The following is a 20,238-nucleotide window of genomic DNA, read 5'->3' as shown; positions in this document are numbered from 1 at the left end:
TCTTGTTTCTCATGTATTAGTATGGTCAAAGCTCTGTTATTTTTTTAAAGAGAGTAAGTAGTGACTATCACACCTTCTTTATTATCACCAGAAATTTGATAGTAATCGTCATCCGGTAAGGTAATAGTTTTGCTATCATGGACCGGGTAATATCGAATATGATAAGTTACATCACCTAATGTAAAGTCAATTGTCTTTTCTGTTTCTAGCAGTTTTAAATATTCCTCTAATACAAGATTTTTCTTATGCATTACTGCACTATGTGGTAAACCAACATAGCGAATATGCCATGGTTCATATGAAATGCCAGTAATATCACTTTTGTTTTCAGGGTATCGTAAAATAAAGCCATACATCCAAGCTTTCTCTTCTAACCATTGGGCTTCCTTTGCTCTATACATAGTTGTTGCTTGAGAACCGACATCAAGGGCAAGTCCAAAATTATGTTCACTATAACCAGCAGGTAGAGCGTAATCCGCCCCTTTTTCCTGATACAGCGTTTGTTGTGCGTCCCAGCTTCTATAGCCACTTGTTAGTAAAAATTGAAAATCTCCTTCTTTGTTAGCTTCATGGATCATATCATTAAATCGATTTAATAAATCTATCGACAATTGTATATCATCATCGATAAGACCAAACTCTTTCTCTAATTCATCATAGTCAAATACGTTGACTACATCGTCTAGTATTGTATTTTTCTTCAATGGATGTTCTTCATTAACAAGTAATAGCTGACCATCGTTTATCATATCTTCTTCTACAGATAAATTTCGATTAGAAGGTATGGGCTTGAAATCATTGTTTTCGTTCTCCTCATTGGCGTATTCAATATCATCCTTTAATAAATTGGCTTTATTCGAAGTAAGATATTGATTGATGGCTATTAATAAAAATAAAATGATGGCTAAAAAAAATCCCCACTTCTTCATACGTTTATTCCTCCTTCAATTCATAAAATTAAAGATAAAGAATAAAGCTTAAAAAAAAGTAGGGGTAAATATAAAGTTTTTCTTAAATCATCCCTTTAATTATCCAAAGTAGATGGATGAATGGGGAGTCTAATCTCAAAGCTTGTTTGTATGACTGTACTATTGACAGTGATACGACCGCCATGCTGTTCAACAATATTCTTGGCAATAAATAACCCCAGCCCTGTTCCACCTTCTTGATGGGCGCGAGAAGGGTCGGATGTGTAAAAGGAATCGAAAATATAAGGTAGGTCCTTTTCTCTGATATCATCACCGTAGTTAATAATCTGCACAATCGCTCCTTCATCGTCTAATGAAGTGTGAATATCGATAAATTGTCCATCTGCCCCATAGCGTATTGCGTTATTTAGGAGATTTTCAAATACCCGTGCTAATTGTCTCCCGTCTGCTTCAATCATTAAGGAGGGCTGTAAATGTAACCTTGCCTCTAAATGATTCTTCTTAAGGGCAGGATACATTTCCTCACAGAGTTGTAATAATAACTCACTTAAATTAATTTCACTTTTGATAATAGAGAGCTTACCATAATTTAATTTCGTTATATCAAAAAGATGATCAATTAATTCTTCTAACCGCCCAGCTTTTTTATAGACAATGTTTGTATAATGCTTTTTTTGTTCCTCGGTTAAGCTAGTGTCTTTTTTGATAATATCTAAATAGCCGATGACTGATGTGAGTGGTGTTCGTAAGTCATGGGCGAGATTGACAATTAACTGATCACGGCTTGACTCAGCAAAATCTCCACGCTCAATCGCCTCTTTTAGCTTGAGACTAGCTGTATTTAAATCTATCGCTATCTGGCCAAATTCATCATTAGTAGAAATTTTTGTTTCATATTGAAAATCACTGTTAGCTAATTGCTTTAAACCATGTGAAATATGACTGAAATACGATGAAATTCGTCTTGTAAGTAATTTAAAAATGACGAGTGTAAATAGAATATATAGAATCGCAAAAATAATAAATAGACCCTTATTTCCTAATGCCCATCTGATTCGAGCTAAAGGATCATCGATTAACACAAACTGATGATAATAATATTGCATATATGCAAAAAGTGAATATGTGATTACGCCAGCTAATATCATGCTAACGAAGACGAGTAGTAATAGTTTCGTTTGAAAATTAATTTTATAATTAACCATGAAAGGCATAACCTACTCCCCAGACGGTTTTAATAAACTCGTTCTTGTCTTCCCCAAGTTTCTTTCTTAATGTGCGAATATGAACCATCACTGTATTTTGGTTGTCATAATAAGCATCTCCCCACACAGTTTGAAAAATATGCTCTGCACTAAAAACCTTATTCGGATGGTTAGCGAGTAAGAGGAGAATATCAAATTCCTTCGGGGTGAGAGAGAGGACCGTATCATATTTTGTTACTTTATGTTGATCAGGATCAATCGTAAGTCCTCGAAACTCTAAAATATTCTCTTTTGAAACTGATTGATTATACAGCATTGTCCGTCGTAATTGTGATTTGACGCGTGCCACTAATTCCATAGGATTAAACGGTTTGGTCATATAATCATCAGCTCCAATGACAAGCCCGGTGATACGGTCAAAATCAGATGTTTTAGCGCTCAAAAAGATAATCGGAAAAAGATAGTTTTGTTTGCGAATCATTCTAGTGACTTCATGTCCGTCTAAACGGGGCATCATAATATCTAAGACAGCCAAATCAATTGGCTGTGATTGTACAATTTTTAATGCTTCTTCTCCATCATTTACTTTGAAAATATGAAAGCCTTCTTTTTCCAAATGGAGCCCAACAAGGTCAGCAATTTCCGCCTCATCATCGGCAATCAAAATATTTACGTGCTTCACGTTGTACACCTCTAATTTTCAGTAAGAATCTCTTATAGTATAGCCGTTAACCATGTATTCATCCAGCAAGAGAATGATCGTTACCTTCCTTGAATTCTGTTATAATATGCAATAACTTTCGATCAGGAGGACTTTTTATGTATAAGGAGATTTTAAGCAAAATTGAACAGCCAGAAGCTTTTCAACCATCTGAAAAAATGTTTTGGCAAGATGAGTATATTGCAAAACAGCTTTTAAAAGCACATCTTAATCCAAACCATGAAGGAGCGAGTAGAGAACCGAAATTTATAGATGCTTCGGTAAGATTTATTTCACAGCTTATGAACAGTGGAGACAGAGTAGTTGATCTCGGTTGTGGTCCAGGTCTTTATTGTGAACAGCTGGCAATGAGAGGCTATGCGGTTACCGGGATTGATTTCTCCGAGAACTCTATTGATTACGCCAAATCCCAGGCTAGTGAAAGGCATTTACCGATACAGTACCGCTTTGAGGATTATCTGAACATGGATGACGTAAATACGTTTGATTTTGCGACGCTTATCTATTGTGATTATGGTGCATTATCACCAAATAATCGCAAGCAGCTGTTAAAGAATATTTATCGCTGCTTAACTGAATCTGGACGCCTATTTTTAGATGTATTTACCGTTAATAAGTATCATTCTTTTGTAGAGGGAAAACAATGGTCAATGAATAATCATGGGGGGTTTTGGTCTGCCCATCCTCATTTGGAAATCTCTCATAACAAAAAATATGATGATGAAATTTCTCTTGAACAAACTTTGGTACTGACTGAAGAATCGGCTGATGTGTATCACATTTGGTATCAATACTTTACTAAGGAGCGGTTGATAAGAGAGCTCCGGGATGCTGGATTTAAAGTGATTAATGAGTATAGTAATGTGGCTGGAGAACCTTACACTGATAGAAGCGAGACAATGGCTATCCTTGTTCAGAAATAATCTTTAAAAATATTCTATTTCTTTTCTTGCGAGAGGAGTACAATAGAAGTAATTTTAATACTTGTATTGGTTGAGGGGGCGAATTAGATGTTTGGCATCACAAGTTTTACGGTGTTTTTAGCCGCCGCGATTATTATGAATATTACCCCTGGGACAGATACGATGTATATCGTATCACGGAGTGTCTCACAAGGTAAGAAGGCAGGGTTATACTCTGTTCTTGGTATATCTACAGGAGCAATGGTGCATACATTTTTAGCTGCTATCGGATTATCTCTTATTCTTACAACGTCAGTCATTTTATTTACTATTGTAAAGATGATTGGTGCGGCGTATTTAATTTATCTTGGCGTACGTATGGTCATTCAAAAATCCTCTCAATTTGAAGTTAAAAAGACGAAACCTTTAACTGCAAGGAAAGTGTTTGCTCAAGGTTTACTAACCAATCTAACCAATCCAAAAGTGGCGCTTTTCTATATTTCATTTCTACCCCAATTTATATCTGTAGACAATGGATATGGCCCACTTCCTTTTATCATCCTTGGTATGACCTATGTTGTAACAGGAACCATTTGGTGTTCGATAGTCGCGCTTTTTGCCTCTACAACAACGAAGAAACTTAGAAATAATCCTAAAGCAGAATTTATTATTAATAAGGTAACTGGCATGATCTTTGTCGGCTTAGGTATTAAGCTTCTCCAAACAAAGGCATCCTCATAAAGAAAGGAGCAGAACAAACTCTGCTCCGTTTTTTCATCCATTACAATATTACCCATTTACAAAGAAGTTTAAATAAATTATAGTTATTAAAGAGTGTTTATATCTATAATTAAAAAGGGGTTAATACTTATGAATGAAAAAGTAAAAAGAAAGATTAGTAATCTAGAAAATATTGACCGTTTTTCAGCTGAGGAATTATTTCAATACCTCCCCCTCAATCATAGTGACGTCGTATTAGATATAGGAGCTGGTGCAGGATACGTAGCACTACCTATAGCAGAAAGGGTAGATTTGGTTTATGCACTTGATTTGGATGAGGAAATTTTAAACTATTTGCAGCTAACAGCAGAGAAGAGAGGGATCACAAATATTCAGCCCGTAATAGCTAATTTTAAAGACATACCATTAGCAGATGAACAAGTAGATATTGCGATCGCTTCAATCTCGCTACATGAAGTAAAACCATTATCCGCTGTACTAGAAGAAATCAAGCGTACCTTAAAAGCTCGAGGTACATTCTTATGCATTGATATTGAAAAAACCGCAGATGCCAGAGGACCGAGAGTATCATCTGGGGATATGATGAAGGCAATGGAAAATGCCGGTTTTAGCGATATGAAAATGACCGTTTCTCCGCGGAAATTAGGAAGTGAGCCAGTTTATATCATTAGGGCAGTAAAGAAGTAATGAATGCTTTAATTTAAAGCAACAGTAAATTATAAAGAGTCGTAATAAAATAAAAATGATTGCAACGTGAAAATAGATATATTCGTATCCAACAAAGCTTTTTGAACGAATCCTGCACCCCTATAACTAAGAGGCACTTTCTTATCTTAATTTGATAAGTCCCCACACTAATTTCTCGTTCCACGTGAAACAAACGGTCCATCTTATGAGGGTTTTTGTTAGCTGAAATGGTAAAATAGAGACAGGGGAGAAAGTTTCTGTAATAGTGAAGGTGGTTTGCTCAATTGCTCATTTTATATATACTTCTTATTTTAGTTGCTTCTATATTACAGGCGAGTACGGGATATGGCTTTTCTATTCTAGCGACGCCATTTTTACTGCTGTTTTTTGAGCCGATGGAGGCCATTCAAATCAACTTAATCTTATCTTTGTTTATTTCGATTGTCATGATAGGGAAAGTCAAGGTCGATGTTGATCAAAAAGTGTTAAAACGACTCATCATCGGCAGTATTTTTGGTTTACCTATAGGGATGGTCATTTTTCTTTGGTTACCGCTTAACTGGCTAAAACTAGGGATAGGTATTCTAATCTTGGTTTTGACTGTGTTGATGATTGCTCAATTAAAGATGAAGCAAACGAGAAATAGAGATTATGGCGCTGGTGGGCTATCTGGAACATTAACGACAAGTATTGGTATGCCTGGTCCGCCGTTATTATTGTATTTCTCGGGCACCAAAACGAATATGGAAATTCTCAGAGGAACGACAATTGCTTTTTATTTATATATCTATGTAATCAGTCTGGCTATCCAAATGGTTGTCGCCGGTACTACACAAACAGTTTGGCTCGCTAGTTTGGTTGGAGCTCCTGTGGTACTAATTGGTATATTTTTAGGACAATTACTATTTAAAGTCATGAGCCAAAAGTTTTTCTCAATTATTTCCTACTTCATCCTTTTATTTACTGGATTATACTTATGTATTAACCAATTAATTCTCTAATTCTGCATGGGAATGAGGAAGGAAAAAAGGCTGGTGAGGGGTTTGATTTCGCACGTCTCACTCAGCCTGTCTTTCAAGTATGGATTAATGAATAGCAAATTCTTTGTTTAATAGGGACTCGAATGCTTTAATATTTTCATTAAAGTCCGGCAGTTGTTTTGTTTCTTCTGCTTGTTTGATCATGCTTGTGACAAGGTCATTTACTGGAGTAGATACTTGTAGGGCGTTCCCTTTTGTTGAAATGTAACCATTAATATAGTCGACTTCTGTTTGTAATCCTTTTTCTAAATCTTGTAGCATACTAGCTTTGAGCAGTGCTTGAGGACCAAATGCTTGTTTAGCAACTTGGATGACCATAGGTAGATTGCTCTTGTCTTCGTTAATAGAGAAGATTCCAACATTTACACCAGCTAGTTCGCTAAATTGAATGTTATTCGCGTAACCAACTTTTAACGTTTCATCAGCTAACATCACTGCACTTGTGACAGCTGCCTCGTTATTCAAAATATCTCCATATGTACAACCTAGTGCTGCCGACATACCACTCATCGCTACATTAACAAGAAGTTTGGACCATTTTGTACCGATTAGATTATTTGAAACGATTGTGCCACCGACATCTTCAAGAACGGTTTTTACTAGGTTCACGCGGTCAGTAATCTGTCCGTCTAACTCACCAATTTGAAAAGCGTGAGCAGAGAATGCCTCTTTGTCTGATGTTAATTGTGATACACCTGGTTTTACCCAAGTAGCACCAAACTCTACAGAACCACCAATAATGATGGATGAACCAAGTGATTCTACTAAACTTTCTTCTGGAACACCATTTTGTAAAGAGAGTAATATACTTGCTTCGTTCATATGCGCTTGAAGTTGTAGGAGCACTGATTTATTGTATACTTGCTTTGTTAAAAGTAAGACAAGGTCATAAATGCCAGTCATTTCATGTGGCGTGATGGCTTTCACAGAAGCCTGCAAGTTTACAGTCCCCACAACTGTTGCGCCGTTACTGTTTAAGGCGTTAATATGGTCAGTATTTACATCGATGCATTCCACATGATGTGCCCCTTTTGATAAGTGTGCCCCAATAATCGTCCCTAAAGATCCTGTTCCCATGATAGCAATTCTCATTATGCATCCTCCTAAAATATTTAGTTGTAAAGCACTAACATAAAAGTTAATCATACCGAAATAAATAATAGAAATAAAAGAAAAAAAACCCAAATAATAGGCTTAAAGTCCTTGTTTTTGGATTAAATTAGGAGGAAAAATAATTGGGTACGCAAAAGAATGAATTATTAAGAGTTCATAAAGTGAATATGTGGGGATTGATGACATTAGCTGTTTTATTAGTCTTACCTATTGTTATTGACCGGGGTTTGAGCGATACAATTGTCATTATGTGTGCTGGGATTTCTGTCATTGTCATGGCTATTGTTCTGTATTTTTTGCGTATCAATGATTACGTAAAGGGCTTTTTATATGCTGCTATACCAAACCTCATTGTGATGATGCTCTTTTTTGTGGACGGATATGCATTGAATAAGCATTATATTTTATTCTTAACGATTGCAATGGTGGTGCTATATTTTAAGAAAGAAATGATTGTTGCTTTTTCTGTATTCTATAATGTTAGTTTTATTGCTACCTACTTTATAATTGGCCATCAGTTATTAGGAGAAAGTAATAGTGTCCGGAGTATTTTTACTATTATTCTTGTCGCCAACGGGATTTTGTACTTATTTTATTTATTAGCTAGTTGGGGTAGGGAATTAATTGACCAAGCAGAGCAAAAAGAAACGGAGTCAAAGGACCTCCTCATACAGTTGCAAGACACCTTTGGTTCAATAGATAAAGGTACAGTGACTCTAGAAAATCATATTGGACTTTTTAAGCAAAATATTGAAACGATACATGAGTCAAGTCAACAAGTATTAGAAGCTGCTCAACAGATGGCTACAAGTATTCAAGAAGAAGCGAACAGCTTAAATATTGTCAATGATTCTATGAGTCAGTCTTTACAAAATACAAAAGAATCTGTTGCCATTTCAGAAGGTGTCGTAGAAAAGTCGGAGAATATGAATGAGAAAGTACAAGATGGTTTAAATAAGATAGTCGATGTTACATCGCATATGAATACTGTAAATACAACGATTAGTGTGACAGCATCGACGGTATCAGATGTTCATTCAAGTATGGAACAAGTGAATAAATTATTAGCAGGCATTAAACAAATTGCCGATCAAACTAATTTACTCGCATTAAATGCAGCAATTGAATCAGCAAGAGCCGGAGAGCATGGGCGAGGGTTTGCGGTCGTTGCAGATGAAGTAAGGAAGTTAGCTGAGCAAAGTGCTGAAATCACGGTGGCGATCTCTGAAGTGACGAATACTCTTTTCACTCAGTCTCTTGAAGCACGTAAAAGCTCTCTTGAAGGGGAAGGTGCTGTAAAGCAGGGACAAGCACTTCTAACAGAGATATCTGCCTTTTTCAACGAGATACAAACATCATTACAAGAAAACAACTTAGAGTTAGTGAGAGGTGTCAATGAAGTTTCCGCTGCCACAGAAAAATTTGAACAAATTCAAGAGCAGATTGAAAATATGGCAAATATATCAGAGGAGAACGCCGCAGCTACAGAGGAAATCGTTGCTATCATAGAAGATGAACATGAGATGGTGTCAAACGTAAATCATTCGGTAGCGGATATTAATCGTTTGAGCATACAGTTAAAAGAGTTAGCTTCAAGCCAACAAGCTTAACATTGGTAATTATGCTCTAATCAAAAGGTTGTGCGAAAAAAGGACCAATTTTCCATAGAGTTTATATTGACAGACGCTATTAAACTATTGTAGCCTAATAGATATCAAATTGAATAAACCTCACTTTTTCTGGTGGGGTAGAGGCGCGGTATTTAACAGTCTTTAGTAGAGTGATAAGGCATGATGAGACTAAAGAGAAGGAAATATCGCCGAAATGTGCTATACCCGTTTGTATAGCATGTTGGGTCTGCAGTGAATAATTGCAGGACTGTCTTAATAAATTTACCCGATTTATTAAGGTGCACTATCTCTAAAATGGGAAAAGTAGAGGATTTAGGCGGAAGAATAACAAGGACCTGAGTTCATCTCAGGTCTTTTTTTGTTATTCTTTTTCTTAATTCGGAATAGTTTAATTAGTAGAAAAATATATTAGGGGGAATAGAGATGAAAAAGAGATTTGCTTTACTAGCTATGGCTATAGTACTGAGTATGTTTCTAGCTGCTTGTGGTTCAAATGATGAGGCTGAAGGAAGCACAGGTTCAGGTGGAAAAGATAAAGACGTTTTTCGCGTAGGACTAGAGGCGGGTTATGCGCCATTTAACTGGACGCAAATGGATGATAGCAATGGCGCAGTAGCAATTGAAGGTAATTCAGAGTTTGCAGGCGGTTACGATGTTGAGATTGCGAAGAAGATAGCAGAAGGTTTAGGAAAAGAGTTAGTAATTGTGAAAACAAAATGGGATGGATTAGTACCATCATTAAGTTCAGATAAAATTGACGCTATTATTGCTGGTATGTCACCAACAGCAGAACGAAAAGAAACGATTGATTTTTCCGATAACTATTACGAATCTGATTTAGTCATGGTAGTGAAAAAAGGTGGCGATTACGAAAATGCCACATCCATTCAAGACTTCAGTGGGGCAAAGGTTACTGCCCAATTAAATACATTTCATTATTCAGTAATTGATCAAATTGACGGCGTACAACAGCAAACAGCGATGGAGAGCTTCCCTGCTATGCGTGTTGCATTAGAGTCTGGAATTATTGACGGCTATGTTTCTGAACGTCCGGAAGGTGTAAGTGCTTCAGCTGCTAATGATAACTTTGCGATGGTTGAATTTACTGAAGGATTTGAGACAAGTGAAGAAGATACTGCCATTGCAGTAGGGGTGAAAAAAGGTAGCGAATTAACAGATAAAATCAATGAAATCCTTGCAGATATTTCTGAAGAAGAGCAAAAAGAATTAATGGATGCTGCTATTGAGAATCAGCCAGCGGCAGAATAACTAAATGAGCCGGCTGCATGAGATGTAGCCGGTTTTATATCGAGAAGAAGGTTAGGAGAGACATGAGAAATAAACAACTAGGGTAGCGCATCCTCTCCGTCGTATTAAACCTTTGAAGCGCAAATCCTTAGCAGATTGATTGGTAATGGCCAATCATGATGAGAGAAAAGGAGATCATTGTTATGAGTATAGAATGGATTATTCGCATCGTTGTCGAATATTGGCCAATGTTTTTACGAGGCGCCGGTGTGACATTAGTCATTGCCTTAATTGGTACCGTTTTCGGTGCCCTAATTGGTTTGTTGTCAGGCATTCTTCGAACAATACCAATACCTGAGAATGGTCCTAAACGGTTGTTATTAAAAATAGTGAATTTCTTGTTATCTGCTTATATTGAATTCTTTAGAGGCACACCAATGATTGTACAGGCAATGGTTATTTTTTACGGGGCAGCAATGGCCTTTGGCTATCAAATGGATCCGCTCGTTGCTGGTATCGTTATTGTTTCCATTAACACGGGTGCTTATATGGCTGAGATTGTTCGTGGAGGGATTATTTCTGTCGACCCAGGTCAATATGAGGCAGCCCAAGCCATTGGGATGAACCATTTGCAAACAATGATGAATGTTGTTTTACCTCAGGTCATTCGAAACATTCTTCCAGCTACAGGTAATCAATTTATCATTAATATAAAAGATACTGCCGTGTTAAGCGTGATTTCTATATCTGAATTATTTTTCCAAACGAATTCAATTGCAGGGAATAATTTCCGCTACTTTGAGTCATTCTTTGTTGTTTGTATTATTTATTTCGTTATGACTTATACCGTTACATTAATTCTACGCTATATTGAAAGAAGAATGGATGGACCGGAAAATTACGTCGTTGCAGGTGAAATGGATACGGCAGAAGATATCAAAAGAAAAACAACAGGAGCATAGGTGGCGGAAAGGAGAGTTGGAAAAGTGAATACAGTTGTTGATATTCAAGGGTTAAGTAAGTCTTTTGGTAGTCATGAAGTATTAAAAGATATTAACTTCTCAGTGAATAAAGGAGAAGTAGTTACAATCATCGGCTCATCAGGGTCTGGGAAATCGACCCTATTAAGATGTGTCAATCTATTAGAAAAACCAAGTGGTGGACAAATTATCTATAACGGTGAAAATATCCTCGACGATAAACATAATGTCCATCAATATCGTAAAAATCTCGGCATGGTTTTTCAATCTTTTAATCTATTTAATAACCATAATGTATTGGGAAATTGTGTTGTTGGGCAAATAAAAGTATTAAAGCGTTCAAAAGAGGAAGCAGAAAAAATCGCGAAGAAATATTTGCGTGTGGTCGGGATGGAGGCTTATGTAGAAGCTAAACCAAGACAGCTTTCCGGAGGTCAAAAACAGCGTGTGGCGATTGCAAGAGCACTTTCAATGGAGCCAGATGTGATGTTGTTTGATGAACCAACCTCAGCACTCGATCCTGAAATGGTTGGCGAAGTGTTAAAGGTGATGAAGGAACTGGCTGGCACAGGCCTGACCATGCTTATTGTCACCCATGAAATGGAATTCGCCCGTGAAGTGTCGGATCGCGTTGTCTTCATGGATAAAGGCGTCATTGCTGAAGAAGGGACACCAGAGCAACTATTCAATAACCCCAAAATGGAAAGAACCAAAGCTTTCCTACAACGTACACGTAACTAAAAGAAGCTTGCCCGATTTAATAATTAAATTGGGTTGGCTTCTTTTAGTTTTAGCCTCTCGTACGGAACGTTGTTAAAAGCTTTGGAATTGGATCAGAAGTTTGTCGGTCCTTTGGTAGAAGTTGAGCCGCGACAAAGATGAATGAACTACATTCGTAAGATCAACTTATGCTGTCGTATTTCCGCTCCAGAATTAAGCTTATTCATGTCTAGCTCGGAAGGACTGCTCTTTTTTCTTAGTTAATGATAAATTTTCTCGTCTATATTCACAGGTAAGACCTTTTTATAAATGGCTTCAATATCTTCTTTCACTGCTTTTCTTGGATTATAATGTACGGTTCCATGATCGTTCATTGCATCTTCTGCTAGTTGGGCGATATCTTCATCTGTAAAGTGGTGGTCGAGATGCGCAAAATTTTGTGGAATATCAATAGAATGCATTAATTCTTCTACTAATGGAATAAGAGTTTTGCCTGCTTGTTGCATACTAACGGAATGTAAGGATGGATCAATCATGCGTGCAATTGTTGCATATTTTTCTGTTGATGCTGGAAGATTGTAGGCAATCACTTTTGGTAGTATCACAGCATTCGCAAGTCCATGGGGGACACCGTAGCGTGCAGACATTGGATGTGATAAGGAATGAACAATCCCTAATCCACCGAGGCTAAATGACATGCCAGCCAATGTACTAGCAAGATGGACTTGCCCCCTTGCTTCTAAATTGTCTGCATGAGCATAGGTTTGTGGTAAATAGGTCCAGAGCATGCGAATCGCTTGAAGAGCAAGAGCATCTGTAAAAGGATTAGCTGGTAATGATACATAAGATTCAATGGCATGGACAAGTGCATCAGCCCCTGTAGCAGCAACATGCTTTCGTGGCAATCCAAGTGTGAGTGCCGGGTCCACAAACACAACTTTTGGTACAAGATAAGGAGATCCTAGAACAAGTTTTCTACCACCATCGCTATCTGTAATGACACTTGCAATCGTTACTTCAGACCCAGTACCAACTGTTGTTGGAATCGCAAAAAGTAATGGTAGTTTATCTTCTATTGGCTTACCGCCAAGAGAATATTCCAGTACATGTCCGGTGTGTGTGACTGCAACAGCCAGCGCTTTGGCAAAGTCCATAGAGCTACCGCCTCCAAGGGCAATAATCAAGTCTGCGCCTTCTAATTGAAAGCTCTTCATGCCTTCCATAACCGAATGAGCAGACGGGTTGGGCTCGATTTCTGCATAAACAGCATATTCAATGGATGCATCTTCTAATACTTGGGTAATTTTTTCTACGACACCTGATGAAATCAGTCCTTTATCTGTACAAACGAAGACCTTCTTCTTTCCTGTCGCTTTAATTTTGTCTGAAAGCTCTTGTTGAACGACCTCATAACCAAATTTTAAATCCGTTTGTAGATTTAAGTGAAATGATGCGTTCAATAAACTCATTCGCTGATCCTCTCCCTCTAATATTTTTTTACTTATAAATAGTTAAGCGCTTACAAGGTGATTTCCTTCTTTCTCTAACTAAATTTTAGAAAGAGTGTTAGAATACAAGTAAAAAATGAGGAAGTGAGCTTGTTATGCAAAAATCGATTGTACAAATAAATTCCCCTGTAGGTGTGCTAGCAATCGAAGGAACAGAAAAAGCCATCACAGCTGTTCAATTTCTTGATAGAACGGAAATCGCAGAACCATTGAGAAATGACTCGCCAGATGTAATAAAGGAATGTGTACAGCAATTAGAGGAATATTTTCAAGGGAAGAGAGAAGCATTTGAAATTACTTATGAGCTCAATGGGACAACCTTTCAAACGAATGTATGGCAAGCGTTAACAACAATTCCTTTCGGCGAGACTGCCTCATATAAAGACATTGCCGTCATTGTCGGAAATGAAAAAGCTGTCCGTGCAGTCGGGAGCGCTAATGGTAAAAATAAAATGAGTATCATTGTACCTTGCCACCGTATTATTGGCACAAACGGAAAGTTAACTGGTTATGCAGGTGGGATGGAAAGAAAAGGCTGGTTGCTTGAGCATGAAAGAAAGTTCAGAAAATAGTATAATAGTTCTGGTAAGCAGAATGTTAGAAGAGGTGACTGGAAATGGAGAGAAAGATCGATGAAATCATCAAGGATCGCCGTTCGATTAAAAAGTTCAAACAAGATCCTGTAAGCATAGATGAAATTGTAGAATTACTAGAGGTGGCAAAATGGGCACCAAATCATAAAATGACGGAACCATGGCGTTTATTACTATTCGCTGAAAAAGGGAAAGAGAAGTTTATTGATGCATTTTGCCAAACGCAAAAATTAAAGGATGGGACCATACCTGAAAAAGCACAAAATAAATCCGCTTATTTTCGCTCTATACCTTTGCACTTAGTTGTTGTGATGCCTGAGGACCCTCGTCAAAAGACATGGGATGAGGATTATGGTGCAGTGAGTGCGATGATTCAAAATTTCCAATTAGCTGCATGGGAAAGAGGCATTGGCATGATTTGGCGAACCAATGATTGGATCTATAATCCTGTCTTCCGAGAAGCGATTGGTGTAAAACCAGGGGAGAAAGTAGTAGCTACTTTAATGATTGGTTATGCCGATCATATTCCTGAAGCAAAGCCGCGAACAAGTATGAAAGAAAAGCTGCAAATTATTAAAGAGTAAAATAAGGTGATAATAAAGGCTAGGGGCAGGTGCGAAAAGCGGTTCCTAGCCTTTTTTTAGCTGCTAGAATATATAAACCTTTTTTAAAGTCAATCAAATATGTTTGTAGGAGGAGTAGTTAGGTATACTATTGGTATATAAAATAACGTTTAATTGCTGTTCCATTGTGAGGGGGACTAGAGTTGATTATTGCTATTATTTTTCTCTTATTTGTTTCATTCTTTTTTTCAGGGAGTGAAACGGCATTAACTGCAACAAATAAGATGAGGCTGCGAACGAAAGCGAAAAACCATGATAAAAAGGCTGAAAAGCTACTTAATATCGTCTCAAAGCCAAGTGAGTTTATTACTTCTATTCTCATTGGTAATAACATTGCTAATATCTTGCTACCGACACTTGTAACAACCCTTGCTATTCAATATGGCTTTAATGTTGCGCTCGCTTCGGCCATATTAACAGTGGTTATTATTATATTTTCGGAAGTAATTCCGAAATCCATTGCAGCAGCTTTCCCTGATCGTATATCGTATCTTGTATATCCTGTGATTCGGTCTGTTATTTTTATTCTAAAACCAGTGACAGTCATTTTAAATGGATTAACGGGTTTTATTACCCGCATATTATCAAAGGGGCAGAAGCAAGAATCATCAATTTCTAAGGAAGAGTTACGGGCAATAGTGGAAATCGCTGACACGGAAGGGATCTTTAAAAAAGAAGAGTCTCATCGTATTAAAGGTGTACTTAATTTTCATAATTTAAATGTAAAAGACGTGCTAAAAACCCCAAGAATAGATCTTGTTGCGTTTCCTATTACAACTACATTTGAAGAAGTAAGGGATACTGTGATTCAACATCCGTATACAAGGTATCCTGTCTATCGGGAGGATATTGATCGTATTGTCGCAGTTTTTCATTCAAAGTACTTATTATCTTGGGATGCGGAACCACATAAAACACTAGAGGATTATTGTGATACAGATCCTTTGGTTATTTATGAATTTGCTTCTCTTGAGCGTGTTTTTCGCCAAATGACGATGGAGAAAAAACATCTAGCAATTGTCTTGGACGAATATGGTGGAACAGAAGGAATTGTTACTCATGAAGACATTATTGAAGCCATGATCGGGTTAGAAATTGAAGATGAAATGGATCTGGATACTGAAAGGCATATTCATAAGCTGACTGACACAGAAATCATCTGTAATGGAAAAATTACATTATATCAACTCAATTCTGTATTTAAGACAGATATACCAGAGGAAGATGATGTACTTGCAGGTTACATACAAAAGCAAATAGACCATTTTCCGGCGGTAGGTGAAGTCATTGTACAAAACAATCTTACTTTTGAAATATTAGAAGTAAAAGGGAGAGCACTGACTAAAATAAAAATTACTAAAAAATGATGCTGTGCTTTTAAAGGGGTTTGAAAAAGTGAATAAGCATTCAGAATTGAAATCTATTAAAGAAGTGAGAGCATTTATTCAAGAAAATAACTTTGCCCTCCTTTATATTTGGAGTGATCAATGTAGTGTATGTCATGCATTGTATCCCAAATTATTTGAGAGTGTAAAGGATTACCAAAAGATAAAACTAGGAAAAGTTAACTATCAGGTTGTAAGCGAAATTGCCGGTGAGTTTTTGGTATTTTCTGTACCGACAATCATCCTCTTTAAAGAAGGGAAAGAGTACTTAAGAGAAGGAAGATTTATGAGAGTACAGGAGTTTAACAAACAATTAAAGCATTTAAACTTTATGATGTGAAAAAATGCATTAAAAAGGGCACCGTTCTTAAATGAACGGTGCCCTTCTTAATTATAATGCATCTTTAATCACTTTCTTATAATGTAAAATTGCTAATAATCCAAAGATGGAATAAAGCACAGTATAGATAATCATGACAATAATAGTTGGTGTCATCATTTCTGTTCCGAACAAGAACCAGCCCGATTTAACAGCGAAGTAACTATGAGACAGACTGAGAACAAGTGGGATACCGAAAGTGAAAAACTGTTTCACGCAAATTCCTTTTAAGAGATCGTTCTGAGTATAGCCAAGCTTACGTAAAATCGTATAGCCATTCTTTTCTTCTTCCCCCTCATCCATTTGCTTAAAATAAATGATACAGCCTGAAGTGATTAAGAATGTAAGCCCTAAGAAGCCGGTAATAAATAATGTCAAACCGATAAATTCTTTCACACCTTGAAATTCTAATTGCAGGGACCAGGTATTTCGTTCGATGTCCAGCGTTTCGTATAGATCATTTGCTTTTACTACATCGTCCTGATTTTCCAGGTTGATTTTATAAAAAACGTTGCCTTGGTCTTTAAAAATGGTTTGTAAATCTGGATTCAATGCTTTTTGCAATTGCTTATATACTGTGTCATCGACGACAGCAGTAGGAGAGCCGCCAAATGTGAAATAAAATGGAATGACAGGTTCATCATTTAAACCAATAAGATCTAATTTATATTCATTTGCTGTTGTATGCATCACAATAGAGCTGTTTTCGTTTACATCCATGATAGAATCAAACATGGCAGGCCAACCAGTAAAGAATACTTCATTTGGCTTAACGTCTAAACCGTCTACATCTTTATCACTAACTACGGTCGATTCCATCTTCTGTACATCCATACCTGCTGATTCAGGATCCACAGATAGTTGAATCATGTCTGCCATATTAAAGGTAGTAACTACGATTTCCGTTGTTTCTTCTGTAAAAGCTATATTATGATCAGTGAATGCCTCTGTTAGCATGTTTGCTTCTTTTTCACTATTCGTAGAAAAATCTGCTAGTACACGTTCAAATGCGCTTTTTTCTGCTGAATAGAACTGAATATAGGATAAAGAGAGTAAACCGATAGCTAATGCCGATACGGTTGTTATTACCGTTAATAATAAGGCATTGGATTTCATGCGAAACATAATTGATGACAAAGAGAGGACATCTGTTATGTTAAGATAGCCGCCTTTACCATTGCGAATGACATTACCAATGAAAGTAATCGACCCACGGAAGAAAAGGTAAGTACCGATAATGACACTCCCAAGGATGAAAATCATGGCGAGAAATAATTCATTTATTGATGTAAAATTACCACTGAAAAGTTTGGATGATACATAATAACCTGTTGTAATAAAGCAAAGTCCTAATATTCCAATTACAATTTCTACAACCGTGACCCGTTTTACAGTTCCTTCTGTAGTTGCTTTTACTTTGAACAGTGATAGTATGCTCTGACGGTGAATAAAGAAAAGGTTATTTGCCATAATGAGTAAATAAATCACAGCAAAAACAATTAGCGTCTGTACTAACGCCTGGGATGAAAACTGTAATTCCGCTAATTCATCGATCGATATTAATTTAAACAGAATCATTAGCACAAACCTCGAGCTGAGAAAACCAAGAAAAATACCAATCATTAAAGAACTGAAATATAATAAGAAATTTTCAGCTGTAAGTAGACGGAAGATTTGCCCTTTCGTCATACCGATAAGTTGGAAGAGCCCGATTTCTTGCCCACGTCTTTTTATAAAAAGATTGTTAGCAAATAAGAGAAATACAGCAACAATTACGATGAGAAGGACAGATGCTGCCCGTATAGCTGCTGCACCTTTTATAGTACCGCTCGCCTCATCTAATGCAGGGTCATATTGTAATGTAACAAAGGCAAAATAAAGACTAGAGCTAAAAGCAAGTGCAAAAACATAAAGGTAATAATTCTTCAAATTCTTCTTTAAATTACGCCAAATGAGCAAATTAATGTTCATTTTGTACACCGCCCAGAATGGCTTGTGTCTTCATAATATCTTTAAAGAAATCTTGCCTCTTCTCATCACCTTTGTTCAATTGCGTGTAAATATGGCCATCTTTAATAAAAATCACACGACTACAGTAACTAGCCGCAACGGGGTCATGTGTGACCATAACAATCGTTGACTTCCTTGTTTCATTCAGTCGCGTTAATTTATTGAGTAAATCCGAAGCGGACTTCGAATCAAGAGCACCAGTCGGTTCGTCAGCAAAAATGATACTAGGATCATGTATAAAAGCACGAGCTGCTGATGTTCTTTGCTTTTGACCACCTGAAATTTCACTTGGGTACTTGTTAGCTAAATCTTCAATCCCTAATTCAGAGGCGATGTCAGAAAAGCGCTTATTGGCTTCAGTCCGTGATACTTTTTTGATTGATAATGGCAGTAAGATGTTTTCTTTTACTGTCAATGTATCAAGTAAATTATAATCTTGAAAAATGAAGCCGAGATAATGTTTACGAAACTCGGCAAGTTGTCTTTCTTTCATTTTCGTCATTTCTTTGCCTTCAATACTAATTGAACCAGCGCTTAAGTGATCGATCGTCGAAAGGATATTGAGCAAGGTTGTCTTCCCAGACCCCGATGCGCCCATAATACTGACAAATTCACCTTGCTTTATATGCAGGTCTAAGCCTTTTAAAACTTCTTGTTTATTCCCTCTACTACCGTAGGTTTTATGAATTTTATGTGCTTCTAATATATTCATGTGAATGCTCCTTTTTCTAAGCTTACCTACATTGTAAAGGGATAGAGAGACTTTCTCCTTCGATTCAGCGAACAAAATATCATTGCGTGTGACATTATTGTCACTTCGTTGTCATTCTTATATCAACGAAATCATTCATTTTAGGGAATACAAGTGTTACTGTCGTCCCTTCATTTATGATTGAGCTAACTTGAATGTTTATTTTTAATGTATCAGCTGCTTTTTTGGCTAAATAAAGACCCATTCCTGTAGCTGCATGTCCTGCATGGTCAGCGGTTGAAGTGAAACCCTTGTCATATATACGTGGTAAATCTTTTTGTGAAATACCTTTCCCTTTATCTGAAATGGTGAGAACGTTAATGTCACCAAGTGCCTCCGATTCAATGGTAATTTCGGATGAGTGACTATATTTTACTGCATTAGATAAAATCTGCCTAATCACAAACCCAAGCCATTTACCATCACTTGTCACTTCTTTTACTGCGAGATCGAGTTCAAAACCAATTCCTTTTTGCATGCACCAAGATTGCAAGTCTCGTATTTCCCTAAATAATATTTCCTCAAGTGAGACCTTATCAATATAAAGATCATTTTCTAAAGTTGGCATACGTTTATGGTGAAGCTGTTGATCAAGCAGTAAATGAATGCGAAGCCACTCGTTAGCTAAAGCAGATTTCGAGCTTGGATGCTCTAGGCGATCAATGATGAGTTTCATTGCTGTTAAAGGGGTCTTTACCTCATGAATCCACCGCAATAATTCATCTTTCTCTTGTTCAATCTCCAATTTGATCTGTTGATTTTCCATCTCTAATTGCTGCGTTTGTTTCTGAAGACTAGATTCAATGATTTTTTCAAAAGGTGAGCGGGCCTCTTCTAAATAGTGGAGATCAAGTCCAGGCGCCCAATTTTCTAATCGGCGGTAGTAGGAGACCTCTTTTATAAAACGCAAGAATAGAAAGATAATGAAAATAACCAGCAGGATCGCAACCATATAGAGGGTCGAATACATTGATAATCCAGGATCAATATAAGCAAATACAATGATAAGCATGAGAGAGAAGAGGAAGAGGAGTATCCAACTTATTCGTTCTTTTAAAAAAGTAATCACCAT

20 protein-coding genes and 1 riboswitch are annotated in these 20,238 nt (G+C 37.0%); of the genes, 12 read left to right on the top strand and 8 right to left on the bottom strand.

The features are described 5' to 3' along the window. Positions 1 to 44: 44 nt before the first annotated feature. The 3 genes from MKY26_RS16820 to MKY26_RS16810 form a co-directional block, all read right to left on the bottom strand. On the bottom strand, positions 45 to 929 hold the full coding sequence (locus tag MKY26_RS16820) for a M15 family metallopeptidase (protein WP_341098201.1): 885 nt from the start codon (positions 927 to 929) through the stop codon (positions 45 to 47). Between the two features lie 95 nt (positions 930 to 1,024). Next, positions 1,025 to 2,134 (bottom strand): HAMP domain-containing sensor histidine kinase, encoded by a 1,110-nt coding sequence (locus MKY26_RS16815; RefSeq protein WP_307316353.1) that lies wholly within the window; start codon positions 2,132 to 2,134, stop codon positions 1,025 to 1,027. Next, on the bottom strand, positions 2,127 to 2,816 hold the full coding sequence (locus MKY26_RS16810; protein ID WP_328198353.1) for a response regulator transcription factor: 690 nt from the start codon (positions 2,814 to 2,816) through the stop codon (positions 2,127 to 2,129). The genes MKY26_RS16815 and MKY26_RS16810 overlap by 8 nt, the downstream gene beginning before the upstream one ends. 137 nt (positions 2,817 to 2,953) lie before the next feature. Between MKY26_RS16810 and MKY26_RS16805 the strand changes: the two genes are divergently transcribed. The 4 genes from MKY26_RS16805 (at position 2,954) to MKY26_RS16790 (ending at position 6,186) form a co-directional block, all read left to right on the top strand. Then, on the top strand, positions 2,954 to 3,778 hold the full coding sequence (locus tag MKY26_RS16805; RefSeq protein WP_095371430.1) for a class I SAM-dependent methyltransferase: 825 nt from the start codon (positions 2,954 to 2,956) through the stop codon (positions 3,776 to 3,778). A gap of 87 nt (positions 3,779 to 3,865) precedes the next feature. Beyond that, the gene (locus MKY26_RS16800; protein WP_224936897.1) at positions 3,866 to 4,498 is read left to right on the top strand and encodes a LysE family translocator; all 633 of its coding nucleotides are present in this window, start codon (positions 3,866 to 3,868) and stop codon (positions 4,496 to 4,498) included. A 129-nt stretch (positions 4,499 to 4,627) separates the two neighbouring features. Beyond that, positions 4,628 to 5,185, top strand: coding sequence for a class I SAM-dependent methyltransferase (locus MKY26_RS16795; RefSeq protein WP_095371432.1), 558 nt, complete (start codon positions 4,628 to 4,630; stop codon positions 5,183 to 5,185). A gap of 284 nt (positions 5,186 to 5,469) precedes the next feature. Continuing rightward, positions 5,470 to 6,186: a sulfite exporter TauE/SafE family protein gene (locus MKY26_RS16790; RefSeq protein WP_233435337.1), complete on the top strand. Its 717-nt coding sequence runs from the start codon at positions 5,470 to 5,472 to the stop codon at positions 6,184 to 6,186. 84 nt (positions 6,187 to 6,270) lie between these two features. On the opposite strand, the gene MKY26_RS16785 is transcribed toward MKY26_RS16790, so the two are convergent. After that, entirely contained in the window at positions 6,271 to 7,317 is a 1,047-nt protein-coding gene (locus MKY26_RS16785; RefSeq protein WP_307316365.1) for a ketopantoate reductase family protein, read from the bottom strand. A gap of 143 nt (positions 7,318 to 7,460) precedes the next feature. On the opposite strand from MKY26_RS16785, the gene MKY26_RS16780 reads away from it, so the two are divergent. The 4 genes from MKY26_RS16780 (at position 7,461) to MKY26_RS16765 (ending at position 11,938) form a co-directional block, all read left to right on the top strand. Further along, on the top strand, positions 7,461 to 8,948 hold the full coding sequence (locus tag MKY26_RS16780) for a methyl-accepting chemotaxis protein (protein ID WP_233435338.1): 1,488 nt from the start codon (positions 7,461 to 7,463) through the stop codon (positions 8,946 to 8,948). 130 nt (positions 8,949 to 9,078) lie between these two features. Further along, a riboswitch (Lysine riboswitch) is annotated at positions 9,079 to 9,263 on the top strand. A gap of 129 nt (positions 9,264 to 9,392) precedes the next feature. Continuing rightward, positions 9,393 to 10,238: a transporter substrate-binding domain-containing protein gene (locus MKY26_RS16775; protein ID WP_095371434.1), complete on the top strand. Its 846-nt coding sequence runs from the start codon at positions 9,393 to 9,395 to the stop codon at positions 10,236 to 10,238. A gap of 182 nt (positions 10,239 to 10,420) precedes the next feature. After that, positions 10,421 to 11,179 carry an amino acid ABC transporter permease gene (locus MKY26_RS16770; RefSeq protein ID WP_341098199.1) on the top strand — a complete coding sequence of 253 codons (759 nt, stop codon included), beginning with the start codon at positions 10,421 to 10,423 and terminating at the stop codon, positions 11,177 to 11,179. A gap of 24 nt (positions 11,180 to 11,203) precedes the next feature. After that, the gene (locus MKY26_RS16765; protein WP_095373573.1) at positions 11,204 to 11,938 is read left to right on the top strand and encodes an amino acid ABC transporter ATP-binding protein; all 735 of its coding nucleotides are present in this window, start codon (positions 11,204 to 11,206) and stop codon (positions 11,936 to 11,938) included. Positions 11,939 to 12,177: 239 nt separating this feature from the next. On the opposite strand, the gene MKY26_RS16760 is transcribed toward MKY26_RS16765, so the two are convergent. Further along, positions 12,178 to 13,386 carry an iron-containing alcohol dehydrogenase family protein gene (locus tag MKY26_RS16760; protein ID WP_307316372.1) on the bottom strand — a complete coding sequence of 403 codons (1,209 nt, stop codon included), beginning with the start codon at positions 13,384 to 13,386 and terminating at the stop codon, positions 12,178 to 12,180. Between the two features lie 134 nt (positions 13,387 to 13,520). On the opposite strand from MKY26_RS16760, the gene MKY26_RS16755 reads away from it, so the two are divergent. The 4 genes from MKY26_RS16755 to MKY26_RS16740 all read left to right on the top strand — a co-directional run bounded on the left by MKY26_RS16755 (position 13,521) and on the right by MKY26_RS16740 (position 16,366). Further along, the gene (locus MKY26_RS16755) at positions 13,521 to 13,997 is read left to right on the top strand and encodes a methylated-DNA--[protein]-cysteine S-methyltransferase (RefSeq protein ID WP_095371437.1); all 477 of its coding nucleotides are present in this window, start codon (positions 13,521 to 13,523) and stop codon (positions 13,995 to 13,997) included. A 44-nt stretch (positions 13,998 to 14,041) separates the two neighbouring features. Beyond that, complete coding sequence (locus MKY26_RS16750; RefSeq protein WP_281202835.1) at positions 14,042 to 14,602, top strand: nitroreductase family protein; 561 nt, start codon at positions 14,042 to 14,044, stop codon at positions 14,600 to 14,602. A gap of 182 nt (positions 14,603 to 14,784) precedes the next feature. Further along, the gene (locus tag MKY26_RS16745) at positions 14,785 to 16,008 is read left to right on the top strand and encodes a hemolysin family protein (RefSeq protein ID WP_341098197.1); all 1,224 of its coding nucleotides are present in this window, start codon (positions 14,785 to 14,787) and stop codon (positions 16,006 to 16,008) included. 28 nt (positions 16,009 to 16,036) lie between these two features. Then, positions 16,037 to 16,366, top strand: a complete 330-nt coding sequence (locus tag MKY26_RS16740; RefSeq protein WP_322909876.1) for a thioredoxin family protein — start codon at positions 16,037 to 16,039, stop codon at positions 16,364 to 16,366. A 51-nt stretch (positions 16,367 to 16,417) separates the two neighbouring features. Here the strand turns inward: MKY26_RS16740 and MKY26_RS16735 are convergent, their stop codons facing one another. From MKY26_RS16735 to MKY26_RS16725, 3 genes are all read right to left on the bottom strand, one after another. Beyond that, on the bottom strand, positions 16,418 to 18,376 hold the full coding sequence (locus MKY26_RS16735; RefSeq protein WP_307316382.1) for an FtsX-like permease family protein: 1,959 nt from the start codon (positions 18,374 to 18,376) through the stop codon (positions 16,418 to 16,420). Continuing rightward, a complete protein-coding gene (locus MKY26_RS16730) occupies positions 18,366 to 19,127 on the bottom strand; it encodes an ABC transporter ATP-binding protein (protein WP_095371442.1) in 762 nt (253 codons plus the stop codon). Before MKY26_RS16730 ends, MKY26_RS16735 begins: the two co-directional genes overlap by 11 nt. A gap of 100 nt (positions 19,128 to 19,227) precedes the next feature. Then, positions 19,228 to 20,238: a sensor histidine kinase gene (locus tag MKY26_RS16725; protein WP_307316387.1), complete on the bottom strand. Its 1,011-nt coding sequence runs from the start codon at positions 20,236 to 20,238 to the stop codon at positions 19,228 to 19,230.

The organism is Cytobacillus sp. FSL R7-0680, from assembly GCF_038009245.1.
Classification (GTDB): domain Bacteria; phylum Bacillota; class Bacilli; order Bacillales; family Cytobacillaceae; genus Cytobacillus; species Cytobacillus kochii.
The sequence above is the reverse complement of the archived record's forward strand: the minus strand, read 5'-3'. Positions and strand labels throughout refer to the sequence as shown.